General features: G+C 68.6%; 9 protein-coding genes. All 9 read left to right on the top strand.

Going from position 1 to position 13,040, the window contains the following annotated elements:
* The first annotated feature begins 583 nt into the window (after positions 1-583).
* The 9 genes from CCOS865_RS07920 (at position 584) to CCOS865_RS07880 (ending at position 12,961) form a co-directional block, all read left to right on the top strand.
* A complete protein-coding gene (locus CCOS865_RS07920) occupies positions 584-1,543 on the top strand; it encodes an AAA family ATPase (RefSeq protein ID WP_119139566.1) in 960 nt (319 codons plus the stop codon).
* 4 nt (positions 1,544-1,547) lie between these two features.
* Complete coding sequence (locus CCOS865_RS07915) at positions 1,548-2,492, top strand: DUF58 domain-containing protein (protein ID WP_119139564.1); 945 nt, start codon at positions 1,548-1,550, stop codon at positions 2,490-2,492.
* A complete protein-coding gene (locus tag CCOS865_RS07910; RefSeq protein ID WP_119139562.1) occupies positions 2,489-2,983 on the top strand; it encodes a DUF4381 domain-containing protein in 495 nt (164 codons plus the stop codon). Before CCOS865_RS07915 ends, CCOS865_RS07910 begins: the two co-directional genes overlap by 4 nt.
* Positions 2,976-4,064 carry a vWA domain-containing protein gene (locus tag CCOS865_RS07905; protein ID WP_119139560.1) on the top strand — a complete coding sequence of 363 codons (1,089 nt, stop codon included), beginning with the start codon at positions 2,976-2,978 and terminating at the stop codon, positions 4,062-4,064. Before CCOS865_RS07910 ends, CCOS865_RS07905 begins: the two co-directional genes overlap by 8 nt.
* Complete coding sequence (locus CCOS865_RS07900; protein WP_119139558.1) at positions 4,061-5,779, top strand: vWA domain-containing protein; 1,719 nt, start codon at positions 4,061-4,063, stop codon at positions 5,777-5,779. The genes CCOS865_RS07905 and CCOS865_RS07900 overlap by 4 nt, the downstream gene beginning before the upstream one ends.
* Positions 5,776-7,401 carry a BatD family protein gene (locus tag CCOS865_RS07895; RefSeq protein WP_119139556.1) on the top strand — a complete coding sequence of 542 codons (1,626 nt, stop codon included), beginning with the start codon at positions 5,776-5,778 and terminating at the stop codon, positions 7,399-7,401. The genes CCOS865_RS07900 and CCOS865_RS07895 overlap by 4 nt, the downstream gene beginning before the upstream one ends.
* Positions 7,402-7,488: 87 nt before the next feature.
* Complete coding sequence (locus CCOS865_RS07890; protein ID WP_119139554.1) at positions 7,489-8,727, top strand: exonuclease SbcCD subunit D C-terminal domain-containing protein; 1,239 nt, start codon at positions 7,489-7,491, stop codon at positions 8,725-8,727.
* The gene (locus CCOS865_RS07885; protein ID WP_119139552.1) at positions 8,724-12,371 is read left to right on the top strand and encodes an AAA family ATPase; all 3,648 of its coding nucleotides are present in this window, start codon (positions 8,724-8,726) and stop codon (positions 12,369-12,371) included. Before CCOS865_RS07890 ends, CCOS865_RS07885 begins: the two co-directional genes overlap by 4 nt.
* Positions 12,368-12,961, top strand: coding sequence for a glutathione S-transferase (locus CCOS865_RS07880; RefSeq protein ID WP_119139550.1), 594 nt, complete (start codon positions 12,368-12,370; stop codon positions 12,959-12,961). Before CCOS865_RS07885 ends, CCOS865_RS07880 begins: the two co-directional genes overlap by 4 nt.
* Positions 12,962-13,040: the final 79 nt, after the last annotated feature.

Below are 13,040 nucleotides of genomic sequence, written 5' to 3'. Positions count from 1 at the left end.
GATAGAGATCGAGCAACAAGGCGATGTTGCTCGGCGCGTTGGCGTAGCTAGTGCCTGAAATCGCGGCGCTGTCGGCCAGGTCGCTGTTGCTGCGGTTGTTGCCGGTGCCGTCGAAAAACAGCCCGACGCGCAGGGTGGCAGAGGGTGAAACGGCGGACTTGGCTTGCATCTCGGTTGCCTCGGGGGTCGAAGGTCGACCATCAGAAGGCAAGGCGCCAGCAGCGAGAATCAGGGTTTGGCTGATTGGTTGTCGGAATTAACCGAAATCTGGGGGGCTCCGAGGTGCTAGCCACAGGCTTCTCGGGCGCCCTCAAGATCGAGCGCCGCCCACGCGGCGCATCGCGAGGTGCTAGCCACAAGCTTCTCTAGCGCCCTTTAGATCGAGCGCCGCGCGGGCGGCGCTCGATCTCATAGGCGCTGCAGAAGTCTGTGACAGGCCCAACGATTCACCACGATCCCTCCCAAACCCACAAATTTGCACAGCGCCATTAGTCGCCACACCCCCGGATGGATTAAAGTATCAGCCCCTGCCCAGGCGGCACTCCCCCAGCGCCCCCGGCACCTCTCCCAGGAACCCTCGCCGATGGAACACCGTGACGCGCTGATCGCGCTGCGCACCTTTCTTTCCACCCAGATCCTGGGCCAGGAAAAGCTCGTCGAACGCCTGCTGATCGTCCTTCTCGCCGATGGCCACATGCTGGTCGAGGGCGCGCCGGGCCTGGCCAAGACCAAGGCCATCAAAGAGCTGGCCGAAGGCGTCGAAGCGCAGTTCCATCGCATCCAGTTCACCCCCGACCTGCTCCCGGCAGACATCACCGGCACCGAGATCTATCGCCCGGAAACCGGCAGCTTCGTGTTCCAGCAAGGCCCGATCTTCCACAACCTGGTGCTCGCCGACGAAATCAACCGCGCCCCGGCCAAGGTCCAGTCGGCGCTGCTCGAAGCCATGGCCGAGCGCCAGGTCAGCGTCGGTCGCAGCACCTACGACCTGTCGCCGCTGTTCCTGGTCATGGCCACGCAGAACCCGATCGAGCAGGAAGGCACCTACCCGCTGCCTGAAGCGCAGCTCGACCGCTTCCTGATGCACGTCAAGATCGGCTTCCCCGACGCGGCGGTCGAACGGCGGATTCTCCAGCAGGCCCGCGGCGAAGCGCTCAATGGCGAGACCAAGCCGGAGCGCCGGGTCAGCCAGCAGGCGATTTTTGCCGCGCGCAAGGAAATCCTCGGCTTGTACATGGCCGACGCCGTGGAGGAATACCTGGTGCAACTGGTCATGGCCACGCGCACCCCGGCCAAGTTCGACACCGAGCTGGCCGACTGGATCGCCTACGGCGCCAGCCCGCGCGGCTCGATCGCGCTTGACCGCTGCGCACGGGCCCACGCCTGGCTGGCCGGGCGCGACTTCGTCAGCCCCGAGGACATCCAGGCGGTGCTGTTCGACGTGCTGCGCCACCGCGTGATCCTCTCGTTCGAGGCCGAAGCCGCCGGGGTCGATCAGGACCGCGTGGTGCAGCGCATCCTCGACGTCGTCGCAGTCGCCTGAGCCCATGCCCACTGCCACGTCGGCCGAACCCGGTATCCGCACCAGCCTCAGCGAGCTGATCGACATGCGTCACCGCGTGCGCGAGATCCAGCTGTTTTCACGGCCCGGCCAGCGCAGCCCGCTGGTGGGCCTGCACCTGTCGAAACTGCGTGGCCGCGGCGTCGACTTCGACCAGGTGCGCGTGTACCAGGCCGGTGATGACGTGCGCAACATCGACTGGCGCGTCACCGCGCGCACCCAGGAGCCGCACACCAAGCTGTTCCATGAAGAGCGCGAGCGGCCGATCTTCATCATGGTCGAGCAGAGCCAGCGGCTGTTCTTCAGCTCGGGCCTGATGTTCAAGTCGGTGCTGGCGGCGCAGGCCGCGGCGCTGTTCGGCTGGGCCGCGCTGGGCCACAACGACCGCATCGGCGGCCTGGTGTTTGGCGACAACGAGCACCACGAGGTCAAGCCGCGGCGCAGCAAGCAGAGCCTGCTGCAGTTGCTCAACCGCCTGGCCAAGGTCAACCAGTCGCTGCACACCGAGGCCGTGTCCCAGGCCGACAGCCTCGCCCTGGCCCTGCGCCGGGCACGGGAAGTGCTGCGCCCGGGCAGCCTGGCGATCGTCATCTGCGACGAGCGGGCGCTCAGCGAGGGCGTCGAGCAGCACCTGTCGATGCTCTCGCGGCACTGCGACGTGTTGCTGATGCCGGTCTCCGACCCGCTCGACCACGCCCTGCCCGCCGCTGGCCTGCTGCGCTTCGCCCAGCGCGGCGCCCAACTGGAGCTCGACACCCTCGACGCCAACCTGCGCCAGGCCTACCGCCAGCAGGCCGAAGCGCGCATCGAACGCTGGGAGCTGCTGGCGCAGAAACTGCGCGTGGTGCTGATGCCGCTGAGCACCCAGAGCGAAATGATCGAACAACTGCGCGAGTACCTCAACGCCCAGCGCCCGGGGCACGCCAAATGAACCCGCTGGACGCGCTGCAGCCGCTGCTCACCCCTGCGCCGATTGGCCTGTGGCCGCCCGCGCCCGGCTGGTGGCTGCTGCTGGCACTGCTGCCGGTGCTGGCCTGGGGGCTGTGGCGAGTGCGCCGCTGGCGCCCCGGCAAACGCCGCATCGTGCGCGCCGAGCAACCCCTCGACCCGGTCCGCCAGGAAGCCCTGGCCGAACTCGCACGCCTGCCCCGCCCGTATGACGGCGCGCCGGCCGGCGCCTGGCTGCAGCAGATCAACGCGCTACTCAAACGCCTGTGCCGCAACCACTACCCCGGCGCCAACAGCCATACCCTGAGCGGCCGGCAATGGCTGGCGTTTCTCGACAACCGCTGCCCGGCCGCCGGCCTGACCCGCTGGATGGTGCTGGTCGAAGGCACCTACAAACCCGAGTGCAAGCTCGACGACAAGGCCATCGCCGGGCTCAGCCTGGCGGTCGAAACCTGGATCCGCAAGCATGTTTGAACTGGCCTGGCCGTGGCTCTTCGTGCTCCTGCCGCTGCCCTGGCTGGCGCGCCTGCTGCTGCCTGCCGCCGACAGCGGCGAGCCGGTGCTCAAGGTCGGCTTTCTCGACGAACTGGAAGGCCTCGCCGGACGCCGCGCGCGCCTCAACCTGCCGACCTGGCGCCAGCAGGCACCGTATGTGCTGATCTGGCTGCTGCTGCTGTGCGCGGCCGCCCGCCCGCAATGGCTGGGCGACCCGGTCCCGGTCGAGGCCAGCGGCCGTGACCTGCTGGTGGCGGTCGATGTGTCTGGCTCGATGGACTTCCCCGACATGCAGTGGAAGGACGACGAGCTGAGCCGCCTGGAGCTGGTCAAGGTGCTGATGGGCGACTTTCTCCAGGACCGTGAAGGTGACCGGGTCGGCCTGATCCTGTTCGGCAGCGAAGCCTACCTGCAGGCGCCGCTGACCTTCGACCGGCGCACCGTGCGCACCTTCCTCGACGAAGCGCAGATCGGCATTGCCGGCAAGAACACCGCCATCGGCGACGCCATCGGTTTGGCGGTGAAGCGCCTGCGCCAGCGCCCGGCACAGAGCCGGGTACTGGTGCTGATCACCGACGGCGCCAACAATGGCGGGCAGATCCACCCATTGACCGCAGCCCGCCTGGCGGCCCAGGAAGGCGTGCGCATCTACACCATCGGCATCGGCGCCAACCCCGAAGCCAGCGGCACCCCCGGCCTGCTCGGGCTGAACCCGAGCCTGGACCTGGACGAAGCTTCGCTGCGGGAAATCGCCGAGCTGACCCACGGCGCGTACTTCCGCGCCCACGACGGCGCCGAGCTGGGCGCCATCGGCGACACCCTCGACCAGCTCGAGCCGGTCGCCCAGCAACCGACCCAGGCGCGCACCGCCAAAGAGCTGTATGCCTGGCCGCTGGCCCTGAGCCTGCTGCTCAGCGTGTTGCTGGTCATCCCCGCGCTGTGGCCGGACCACCTGCTGCAACGCCTGCTACGGCGGCTATTGCGGCGCACCAGCTTTCTCCAGCCGCACCCGGAATGGCGCCAGCGCCTCAAGCGCCTGCGCCTGAGGAGGCGTCGATGATCGATCTCTGGCCACAATGGCTGCGCCCCCTCTGGCTGCTGGTCGTGCCGCTGCTCGGCTGGCTGCTGTTCAAACTCTGGCACCGGCAGAAACGCGCCGGGCGCTGGCAGATGATCCTGCCGCCACAGTTCCATGCGGTGCTGCTCGGCGGCGGCAGTGGCAGCGACAGCAAGCTGCCCTGGATCAGCCTGGGCCTGGCCTGGCTGCTGATCGTCCTGGCGCTGCTCGGGACCAGTTGGCAACGGGTCGAGGAAACCCGCCAGCGGCCGGCCGATCCACTGGTGATCATGCTTGAGCTGACCCCGCAGATGCTCGCCGAAGACAGCCCGCCGAACCGCCTGGAACAGGCCCGGCGCAAGGTCCTCGACCTGCTCGAGCACCGCCGCGACAGCCAGACCGCACTGATCGTCTACGCTGGCAGCGCGCACACCCTGGTGCCGCTGTCCGACGACCTCGGCACCACCCGCAACCTGCTCGAGGCGATCGACCCATCGATCATGCCGCAAGCCGGCCAGCGCGCCGACCTGGCGGTGCAGAAAGGCCTCGCCCTGCTGGCCCAGAGCGGCCTCGGCCAGGGCCGCCTGTTGCTGATCGGCTCGGCCCTGAGCAACCCGGAGCGCGACGGTATCCTGCGCGCGCTCGGCCGCCAGGGGCCGAGCCTGCTGATGCTGGGCGTCGGCAGCAGCCAAGGCGCGCCGGTGCGCCAGGCCAACGGCGAGTTCCTCAAGGACGACCAGGGCGGCATTCTCCTGCCGCGCCTCGACAACGCCAGCCTCAAGGGCTTTATCAACGGCACCGGCGGGCGCTACCGCCACGCCCGGATCGACGACCTCGACCTGCGCGGCCTGGGCCTGTTCGACAACCCACGCGGCCTGCGCAACGACGGCCAGACCGTGCAGCTGGACAGCTGGGCCGACCAGGGTTACTGGCTGCTGCTGCCGTTGCTGTTGCTGGCGGCCTGCGCCGGACGGCGCGGCTGGCTGTTCTGCCTGCCCCTGCTGCTGGCCTTGCCCCAGCCGAGCCAGGCCTTCGAGTTCAACGACCTGTGGCTGCGCCCCGACCAGCAAGGCCAGCGCCTGCTCGAACAGCAACGCCCCGCCGACGCCGCCCGCCACTTCGCCGACCCGCAGTGGCGCGGCATTGCCCTGTACCAGGCCGGTGACTACGAAGGCGCGGCCAAGGCGTTCGCCCAAGGCAGCAGCGCGGCGGCGCACTACAATCGAGGCAATGCCCTGGCCCGCGCCGACCAGTTGGAGGCTGCACTGGACGCCTACGAGCAGGCGCTGGAACGCCAGCCCGACCTGCAGCCGGCGCTGGACAACCAGGCGCTGGTCCAGCAACTGTTGCTGCAACGCCAGGCCAAGGCCGAGGCACAACAGGCCAACCGTGATGCCCAAGGCACCCCGGGCAACGAAAGCGAGGGCAACAGCAGCTCCGCCGCCGATCCGGCACAAGGCACACCCGGCAACGACGAACCACAGGCCGGCCAGGAGCAAGGCGACAGCGCCAACAAGGGGCAGCCGCCCGCCGGCAACACGGCCGGCGACGACGACAGCCTGACCCAGCCGCCGCAACGGCCGACCTCGACCAGCCTGGATGCCGAACAGCGCCAGGCCCTCGAGCAATGGCTACGGGAGATCCCGGACAACCCGGCGCAGCTGTTGCGGCGCAAATTCTGGTATGAACAGCAATTGCATCAGGAAACCCCACGATGAGTCGCTTCGGCGTCTTCCTTCTCAGCCTCTTGTGGACCGCTCTGGTCCAGGCTCAACCGACCCTGCAGGCCAGCGTCGACCGTACGCGCCTGGAGGCCGGCGAAACCCTCGAGCTGATCCTCGAAAGCCAGGACGTGACCCAGTTCGGCAAGCCTGACCTGCGCGCCCTCGACGCCGATTTCGACGTGCGCGGCACCCGCCAGCTCAACAGCCTGCACACACTGGACGGCGAAACCCGCGCCAGCACCCGCTGGATCATCACCCTGCTGCCGCGTCGCGCCGGCAGCCTGAGCATCCCCGCGCTGCAACTGGGCGAGTCGCGCAGCCAGCCAATCGAGGTGCAGGTGCTGCAGGCCGATGCCAGCCGCCCGGACAGCGCCTCACAGGTGTTCATCGAGGCCACCCTGGACACCGCCGAGGTGTACGTCCAGGCCCAGGCCGTGCTGACCCTGCGCATCTATCACTCGGTGTCGCTGTATGACGACAGCAGCCTCAGCCCGCTGCAACTGGACAACGCCAAGGTCGAGCCGCTGGGCGAGTCGCGCACCTACGAGAAAGAGATCAACGGCGTGCGCCACGGCGTGATCGAAACCCGCTATGCGCTGTACCCGCAGCTCAGTGGCGAGTTGAACGTGCCTTCGCTGACCTTCACCGCCACCGCCGCCGACAACGCCGAGCAGCCGGTGGGAACGACCCGCGCCGGCCGCCAGGTGCAGGTCAGCTCGCTGCCGCTGCGCCTGACGGTGCGGCCGATCCCGGCCAACTACCCGCCAGGCACCGCGTGGTTGCCGGCACGCAGCCTGAGCCTGGAAGAACACTGGAACCCCGACCCGAGCCAGCAGACCGTGCAGATCGGCGACTCGCTGACGCGCAGCGTGACGCTGCGTGCCGACGGCTTGTCGAGCACCCAGCTGCCGCCGCTGCCGGCCACTGAGATCCTCGGCTTGCGCCGCTACCCCGACCAGCCGTTGCTGCGCAACGAGGTCAACGAGCGCGGCATGACCGCCAACCGTGAAGAGCGTGAGGCGCTGGTGCCGACCCACAGTGGCGCGCTGACCCTGCCGGCAGTCGAAGTCACCTGGTGGAACACCCGCGAGGACCACCTCGAACACAGCAACCTGCCGGCGCGCAGCCTCGAAGTCCAGGACAACCCGGCCTTGAGCGCGGAGACACCGGTGGGCGACAGCCGCACGGCCAATCGCGCGTTGTGGCCGTGGCAGCTGGCGACCCTGGTGCTGGCGCTGACCACCCTGCTCGGCTTTACCCTGTGGTGGCGGGCTCGCTCGCAGCCGGCGGTGTTGCGCGCGGCGCAGAGCGGGCCGAGCCCGCGCACCTTGCTCGATGACCTCAAGCGCGCCTGCCAGGCCAATGACCCGCAGGCGACGCGCCAGGCGCTGGATGCCTGGGCGCGCCAGCAGCCGGAGACGCTGGCCGAGATGGCGGCGCGTTTCGTGCCGTTATCGGATGCGCTGGATGGGCTCAATGGCGCGCTGTACAGCGAGACCGGGCAGTATTGGCAGGGCGATGACCTGTGGCGCGCGATTGGCGCGATACCGCCCGCCGAGCAGCGCCTGGCGCCGACGGGCGAGCCCGGCAGTTTGCCGCCGCTGTACCCCAAATAGCGCGTGGGGGCACGCGCGAACCCCCACCCGACTTGCGTTACCATAGCCCCCCGCAAAACCCTGATCACTCCCCAAAACAGGTCCTCCATGCGTCTGTTTCACACCTCCGACTGGCACCTGGGCCAAAGCCTGCACGGCCAGGAGCGCGACTTCGAACACGCCTGCTTCTTCGCCTGGCTACTGGGTCAACTGCAACTGCGTCAGCCCGACGCGCTGTTGATCGCCGGTGACATCTTCGACACGGTCAACCCGCCGGTCAAAGCCCAGGAGCGGCTCTACGAATTCATCGTCCAGGCCCACGAGCAACAGCCCAAGCTGGACATCGTGATGATCGCCGGCAACCACGACTCCGGCTCACGCATCGAACTGCCCGCCGCGCTGATGCGCCGCCTGCGCACCCACGCCCTGGGCCGGGTGCACTGGCTCGACGAGGGCCAGCTGGACGCCGAGCGCCTGCTGATCCCGTTGACCAACGCCCGCGGCAAGGTCGGCGCCTGGTGCCTGGCCCTGCCCTTCCTGCGGCCGGCCGAGGTCACCGGCCCGCACCTGGGCGACGACTACATGCAGGGCATCACCCAGGTCCACCAGCAACTGATCGCGGCCGGCCAGGCCAAGCGCAAGAAGGACCAGGCGCTGATCGCCATCAGCCATGCGCACATGGCTGGCGGCTCGATCTCCGAAGACTCCGAGCGCAGCCTGATCATCGGCAACGCCGAAGCCCTGCCGGCCAAGCTGTTCGACAAGGCCATCAGCTATGTCGCCCTCGGCCACCTGCACAAGCCGCAGAAGGTCAACCGCGAAGAACGCATCCGCTACAGCGGCTCGCCGATCCCGCTGTCGTTCGCCGAAATCGCTTACCCGCACCAACTGCTCGAAGTCGAGCTGGACGGCGCCGAGCTGGTCAGCGTCGAACCGCGCCTGGTGCCGCGGGCCGTGGCCCTGCAGCGGATGGGCCCGGCACCGCTGGCCGAGCTGCTCGTACAGCTCGCCGAGCTGCCGGTGGTCGACCTGCTCGAAGACCCCAACCGCCAGCCTTGGCTGGAAGTGCGCGTGCACCTCGACGAGCCGCAGCCCGACCTGCGCCAGCAGATCGAAACGGCGCTGCAGGGCAAGGCCGTGCGCCTGGTGCGGATCAGCGCCGAGTACGCCGGCCGTGGCAGCCTCGAAGAAGACCCGCTGGCCTTTGTCGAACTGAGCCAGATGACCCCGCAGGACCTGTTCAGCCGCGCCTGGGAGCAGGCCTACGGCAACCCCGTCGATGAGCAGGCCCTGAGCGATTTCGCCCTGCTCCTGCAGGATGTCCAGCTGGAGGAGGAGCAGCCATGAAGATTCTTGCCATTCGCCTGAAGAACCTCGCCTCGCTGGCTGGCCCGATCGACATCGACTTCACCGCCGAACCGCTGGCCAGCGCCGGCCTGTTCGCCATCACCGGCCCCACCGGCGCCGGCAAGAGCACCCTCCTGGATGCCCTGTGCCTGGCGCTGTTCGGCACCGTGCCGCGGCTCAACGCCATCGGCCGCGAAGCCAAGGTGCCCGACGCCGACGGCGAAATCCCCACCTACGACCCGCGCAACCTGTTGCGCCGCGGCACCGGCAGCGGCTTTGCCGAAGTCGATTTCGTTGGTATCGACGGGCAGCGCTACCGCGCCCGCTGGGAGGCCAACCGCGCCCGCGACAAGGCCAACGGCAAGCTCCAGCACAGCCGCCAGAGCCTCTACGACCTGGATGGCGAGCAACTGCTGGGCAGCGGCAAGAACGAGTACAAGCAGCTGGTCGAAGCCCGCCTGGGGCTGAACTTCGAGCAGTTCACCCGCGCGGTGATGCTCGCCCAGAGCGAGTTCAGCGCCTTCCTCAAGGCCGACGACAAAGAGCGCAGCGAGCTGCTGGAAAAGCTCACCAACACGGCGATCTACACCCGCCTCGGCCAGCGCGCGTTCAGCAAGGCCAGGGAAACCGGCGACGTCCATAACGCACTCAAGGACCGCGCCAGCCACCTGCTGCCGATGGCCGCCGAAGCGCGTGCCGAGCTCGATCAACGGCTGGAGCAGGCGCAGCAGGCGTTCAAGGCCGAGCAGGCCCGCGAGCGTCAGCTCGAGCAACAGCGCGCCTGGCTCGCCGAACAGCGCCAGCTGCACGCGCAGCACGGTGCGGCCGAGCAGACGCTGCAAGCGGCCGAGCAGGCCTGGCAACAGCTCGCAGAGCAGCGCCAGGACCTGCAACACCTGGAGCGCCTCGCCCCGCAGCGGCACCAGTTCCACCGCCAGCAGGCGCTGGCCGGCCAGCTCACGCCGCTGGCCGCCGCCCTGGCAGAGCAACAGCACCAGCAGCACAGCCTGCAGGCCCGCACGCTGGAGCTGCAACAGGCGCTGGAAACCGCCCGCCAAGCGCTGGCCCAGGCGCAGAGCCTGCAAGCCGACAGTGCGCCACGCCTGCGCCAGGCCTTTGCCGCCCAGGACAACCTGGCGCGCCTGGACCAGGAGTCGGTCAAACTCGGTGATCTCGCCCAACAGGCCGATCACGCCGTCAGCGAAGGCCAGCAGCAGCTGCACGACCTCGATCAACAGCAACAGCGCAGCCAGCAACAGCTGGTCGCCATTGACGCGGCGCTCGCCGACAGTACCCCGCTGGCCGCCCTCGGCAGTGCCTGGCAGGCCTACCGCGGGCAGTTGCAGCAACTGCTGCAGATCGGCAATCGGCTGACCCAGGGCCGCGACGAACTGCCCGGCCTGCAAGCCCAGGCCAGCCAGGCCAATGCTCAGCTGCACGCGCAGCGCGACGCCTTCGAGGTGTTGTTCCGCGAAGCCGGCGCCGAACCGCAGGCGCTGGCCGAACAGCTCGACCTGCTCGGCACCCTGCTCCAGGAGCACCGCAAGCAGCAACGTGCCGTTGAAGAGCTGGCGCGCCTGCACGCCCGCGAGCAAGAGCTGCAACAGAGCATCGAAGCACTGCGGGAGCGCCAGCAGCAGGGCCTGCAACAACGCGGGCAACTGATCACCGAGGGCCAGTCGGCCAAGGCCGAACTGGAAGCCGCGGAACAGGCGCTGACCCTGACCCGGCAGTTGCTCGAACGCCAGCGCCTGGCGCGCAACACCAGCGTCGAAGAGCTGCGCGAGCAACTGCGCGAGGGCGAGCCGTGCCCGGTCTGTGGCAGCGCCGAGCACCCGTTCCATCAGCCCGAGGCCCTGCTGCAGAGCCTTGGCCGGCATGACCAGGCCGAAGAGGCCGCGGCCCTGGCGCTGGTCGAACGCCTCAATGGCCGGCTGATCGAGCTGCGCACCCAGGTCGGCATGGTCAATGGCCAGGTCAAGGAGTACCAGCACCAGCAGGCGCAACTGAGCGAACAGCTGCAGCCGCTGCTGCAGCAGTTGCAGGCTCACGCCCTGTGGCCATCGCTGAGCGCCCAGAACGACCAGACCCGCAGTGCCTGGCTGGACAGCCAGCTGCGCCGTCTGGATGCCGAGATCAGCCGCGACGAACAGCGCCAGAGCGCGCTGCTGACCTTGCAGAAGGACGCCGCCCGCCTGACCCAGCAACTGCAGGCCGCCAGCGACGCCCAGCAGCAGGCCCAGCGCCGCCTCGACCAGCAGCACCAGGCCATGACCGCCGACCAGGAGCGCCTCGACCAGGCCCTCGGCGAGTTTGCCGGGGTACTGCCCGCCGATATCCTCCAGGCCCTGCGCGACGAGCCGGCGCATGCCTTCCTCGCCCTCGACCAGCAGGTTGCCCAGCGCATGCAGCAGCTGGAGCAGCAAAAGGACGAACAGCAGGAGCAGCAGCAACGCCAGCAGCAACTCGAGCGCCTGCGCGACCAGCAGCAAGCACGTCTGCAACGCCAAGGCGAGCTGCGTCAGCAGGTCGCCAGCCTCGCCGAACAGCAGCACCAGGCGCGCACCACGCTTGCCGAGCTGCTCGGCGAACATGCCAATGCCGAGGCCTGGCAGCGCCACCTCGAACAGCACGTCGAACAGGCCCGCAGCGGCGAAGCGAGCACTGCCCAGGCCCTGCAGGATGCCCACACCCAAGGCGTGCAACTGGCCGGCGATCTCAAGGCCAACCTGCAGCGGCGCGAGGCGCTGGAGCAGGAGCACCAGGCCTTGCAGGGCCAGATCAGCCAATGGCGCAGCGACCACCCCGAGCTCGACGACGCCGGGCTCGACCGCCTGCTGGCCGTCGACGACACCGCCCTGGCTGAGCTGCGTGAGCGTCTGCAAGGTGCGCAAAAGGCCATCGAGCAAGCTCGCGTACTGCTTGCTGAGCGCCAGCAGCGCCTGCAGCAGCACAATGCTCAGGCCCAGGCCGAACCCATGCCTGGCGAAGCGCTGGAACAGGCCCTCGCCGCCCTGCAACAACAGCTGGCTGGCCATGAGCAGCAATGCGCCGAACTGCGTGCGCAGCAGGCCGACGACCAGCGGCGCCAGCAGGCGCACCAGGCCCTGGCCACGGAGATCGAGCAGGCCTACCAGCAATGGCAACGCTGGGCCCGCCTGAACGCCTTGATCGGCTCGGCCTCCGGCGACGTGTTCCGCAAGATCGCCCAGGGCTACAACCTCGACCTGCTGCTGCACCACGCCAACAGCCAGTTGCGTCAATTGGCCAAACGCTATCGCCTCAAGCGCGGCGGCAGCGCCCTGGGCCTGCTGGTGCTGGACACCGAGATGGGTGACGAACTGCGCTCGGTGCACTCGCTGTCGGGTGGCGAGACCTTCCTGGTGTCGCTGGCCTTGGCCCTGGGCCTGGCCTCGATGGCCTCGAGCACCCTGCGCATCGAGTCGCTGTTCATCGACGAAGGGTTCGGCAGCCTCGATCCGGAGTCGCTGCAACTGGCCATGGATGCCCTCGACGGTCTGCAGGCGCAGGGCCGCAAGGTCGCGGTGATCTCCCACGTGCAGGAGATGCACGAGCGGATCCCGGTGCAGATCCAGGTGCGCCGGCAAGGCAACGGGCTGAGCGAGGTCGAGGTGTGCGGATGATCCTCTACTCGTTCCGCCGCTGCCCCTGGGCCATGCGCGCACGCCTGGCGCTGCGCTATGCCGGGTGCGCGGTGGAGGTGTGTGAGGTGGCGATGAAGGCCAAGCCGGCCGCGCTGCTGGCACTGTCGCCCAAGGGCACGGTGCCGGTGCTGAATACCGGCCACGGTGTGCTGGAAGAGAGCCTGGACATCATGCGCTGGGCGCTCGAGCAGAACGATCCGCAGGACTGGCGGCTGCAGGCCGACCCTGAGGGCGCGCAGCAGGCCGATGCGCTGATCGTGCGTAACGACAGCAGCTTCAAGGCGCAGGTCAACCTGTACAAGTATGCCGAGCGTTACCCCGCGCATTCACGCGAGCACTACCGCCAGCAGGCCGAAACCTGGCTGGCGGAGCTGGAAGCGTTGCTGGAAGGTCGCGCCTATCTGTTCGCCGAGCACCCGAGCCTGGCCGATGCCGCCCTGCTGCCCCTGATGCGCCAGTTTGCCGGGGTCGAACCGCAGTGGTTCGCCGAGGCGCCTTATCCGCGGCTGCGGAGCTGGTTGCAAAGGTGGCTAGCGTCGGATCTGTTCCAGGCCATCATGGCGCGCTGAATCAGCGCTGGCCTCTTCGCGGGTAAACCCGCTCCCACAGGTTCAGCACGGACCTTCAGAGCAGCTCAACTCCTGTGGG

It is taken from the genome of Pseudomonas reidholzensis, assembly GCF_900536025.1.
Lineage (GTDB): Bacteria > Pseudomonadota > Gammaproteobacteria > Pseudomonadales > Pseudomonadaceae > Aquipseudomonas > Aquipseudomonas reidholzensis.
The sequence above is the reverse complement of the archived record's forward strand: the minus strand, read 5'-3'. Positions and strand labels throughout refer to the sequence as shown.

Bases quoted from the DNA above. Each gene is read 5' to 3' on its own strand.
- CCOS865_RS07920 (WP_119139566.1), top strand. From the start codon at position 584: ATGGAACACCGTGACGCGCTGATCGCGCTGCGCACCTTTCTTTCCACC.
- CCOS865_RS07915 (WP_119139564.1), top strand. From the start codon at position 1,548: ATGCCCACTGCCACGTCGGCCGAACCCGGTATCCGCACCAGCCTCAGC.
- CCOS865_RS07910 (WP_119139562.1), top strand. From the start codon at position 2,489: ATGAACCCGCTGGACGCGCTGCAGCCGCTGCTCACCCCTGCGCCGATT.
- CCOS865_RS07905 (WP_119139560.1), top strand. From the start codon at position 2,976: ATGTTTGAACTGGCCTGGCCGTGGCTCTTCGTGCTCCTGCCGCTGCCC.
- CCOS865_RS07900 (WP_119139558.1), top strand. From the start codon at position 4,061: ATGATCGATCTCTGGCCACAATGGCTGCGCCCCCTCTGGCTGCTGGTC.
- CCOS865_RS07895 (WP_119139556.1), top strand. From the start codon at position 5,776: ATGAGTCGCTTCGGCGTCTTCCTTCTCAGCCTCTTGTGGACCGCTCTG.
- CCOS865_RS07890 (WP_119139554.1), top strand. From the start codon at position 7,489: ATGCGTCTGTTTCACACCTCCGACTGGCACCTGGGCCAAAGCCTGCAC.
- CCOS865_RS07885 (WP_119139552.1), top strand. From the start codon at position 8,724: ATGAAGATTCTTGCCATTCGCCTGAAGAACCTCGCCTCGCTGGCTGGC.
- CCOS865_RS07880 (WP_119139550.1), top strand. From the start codon at position 12,368: ATGATCCTCTACTCGTTCCGCCGCTGCCCCTGGGCCATGCGCGCACGC.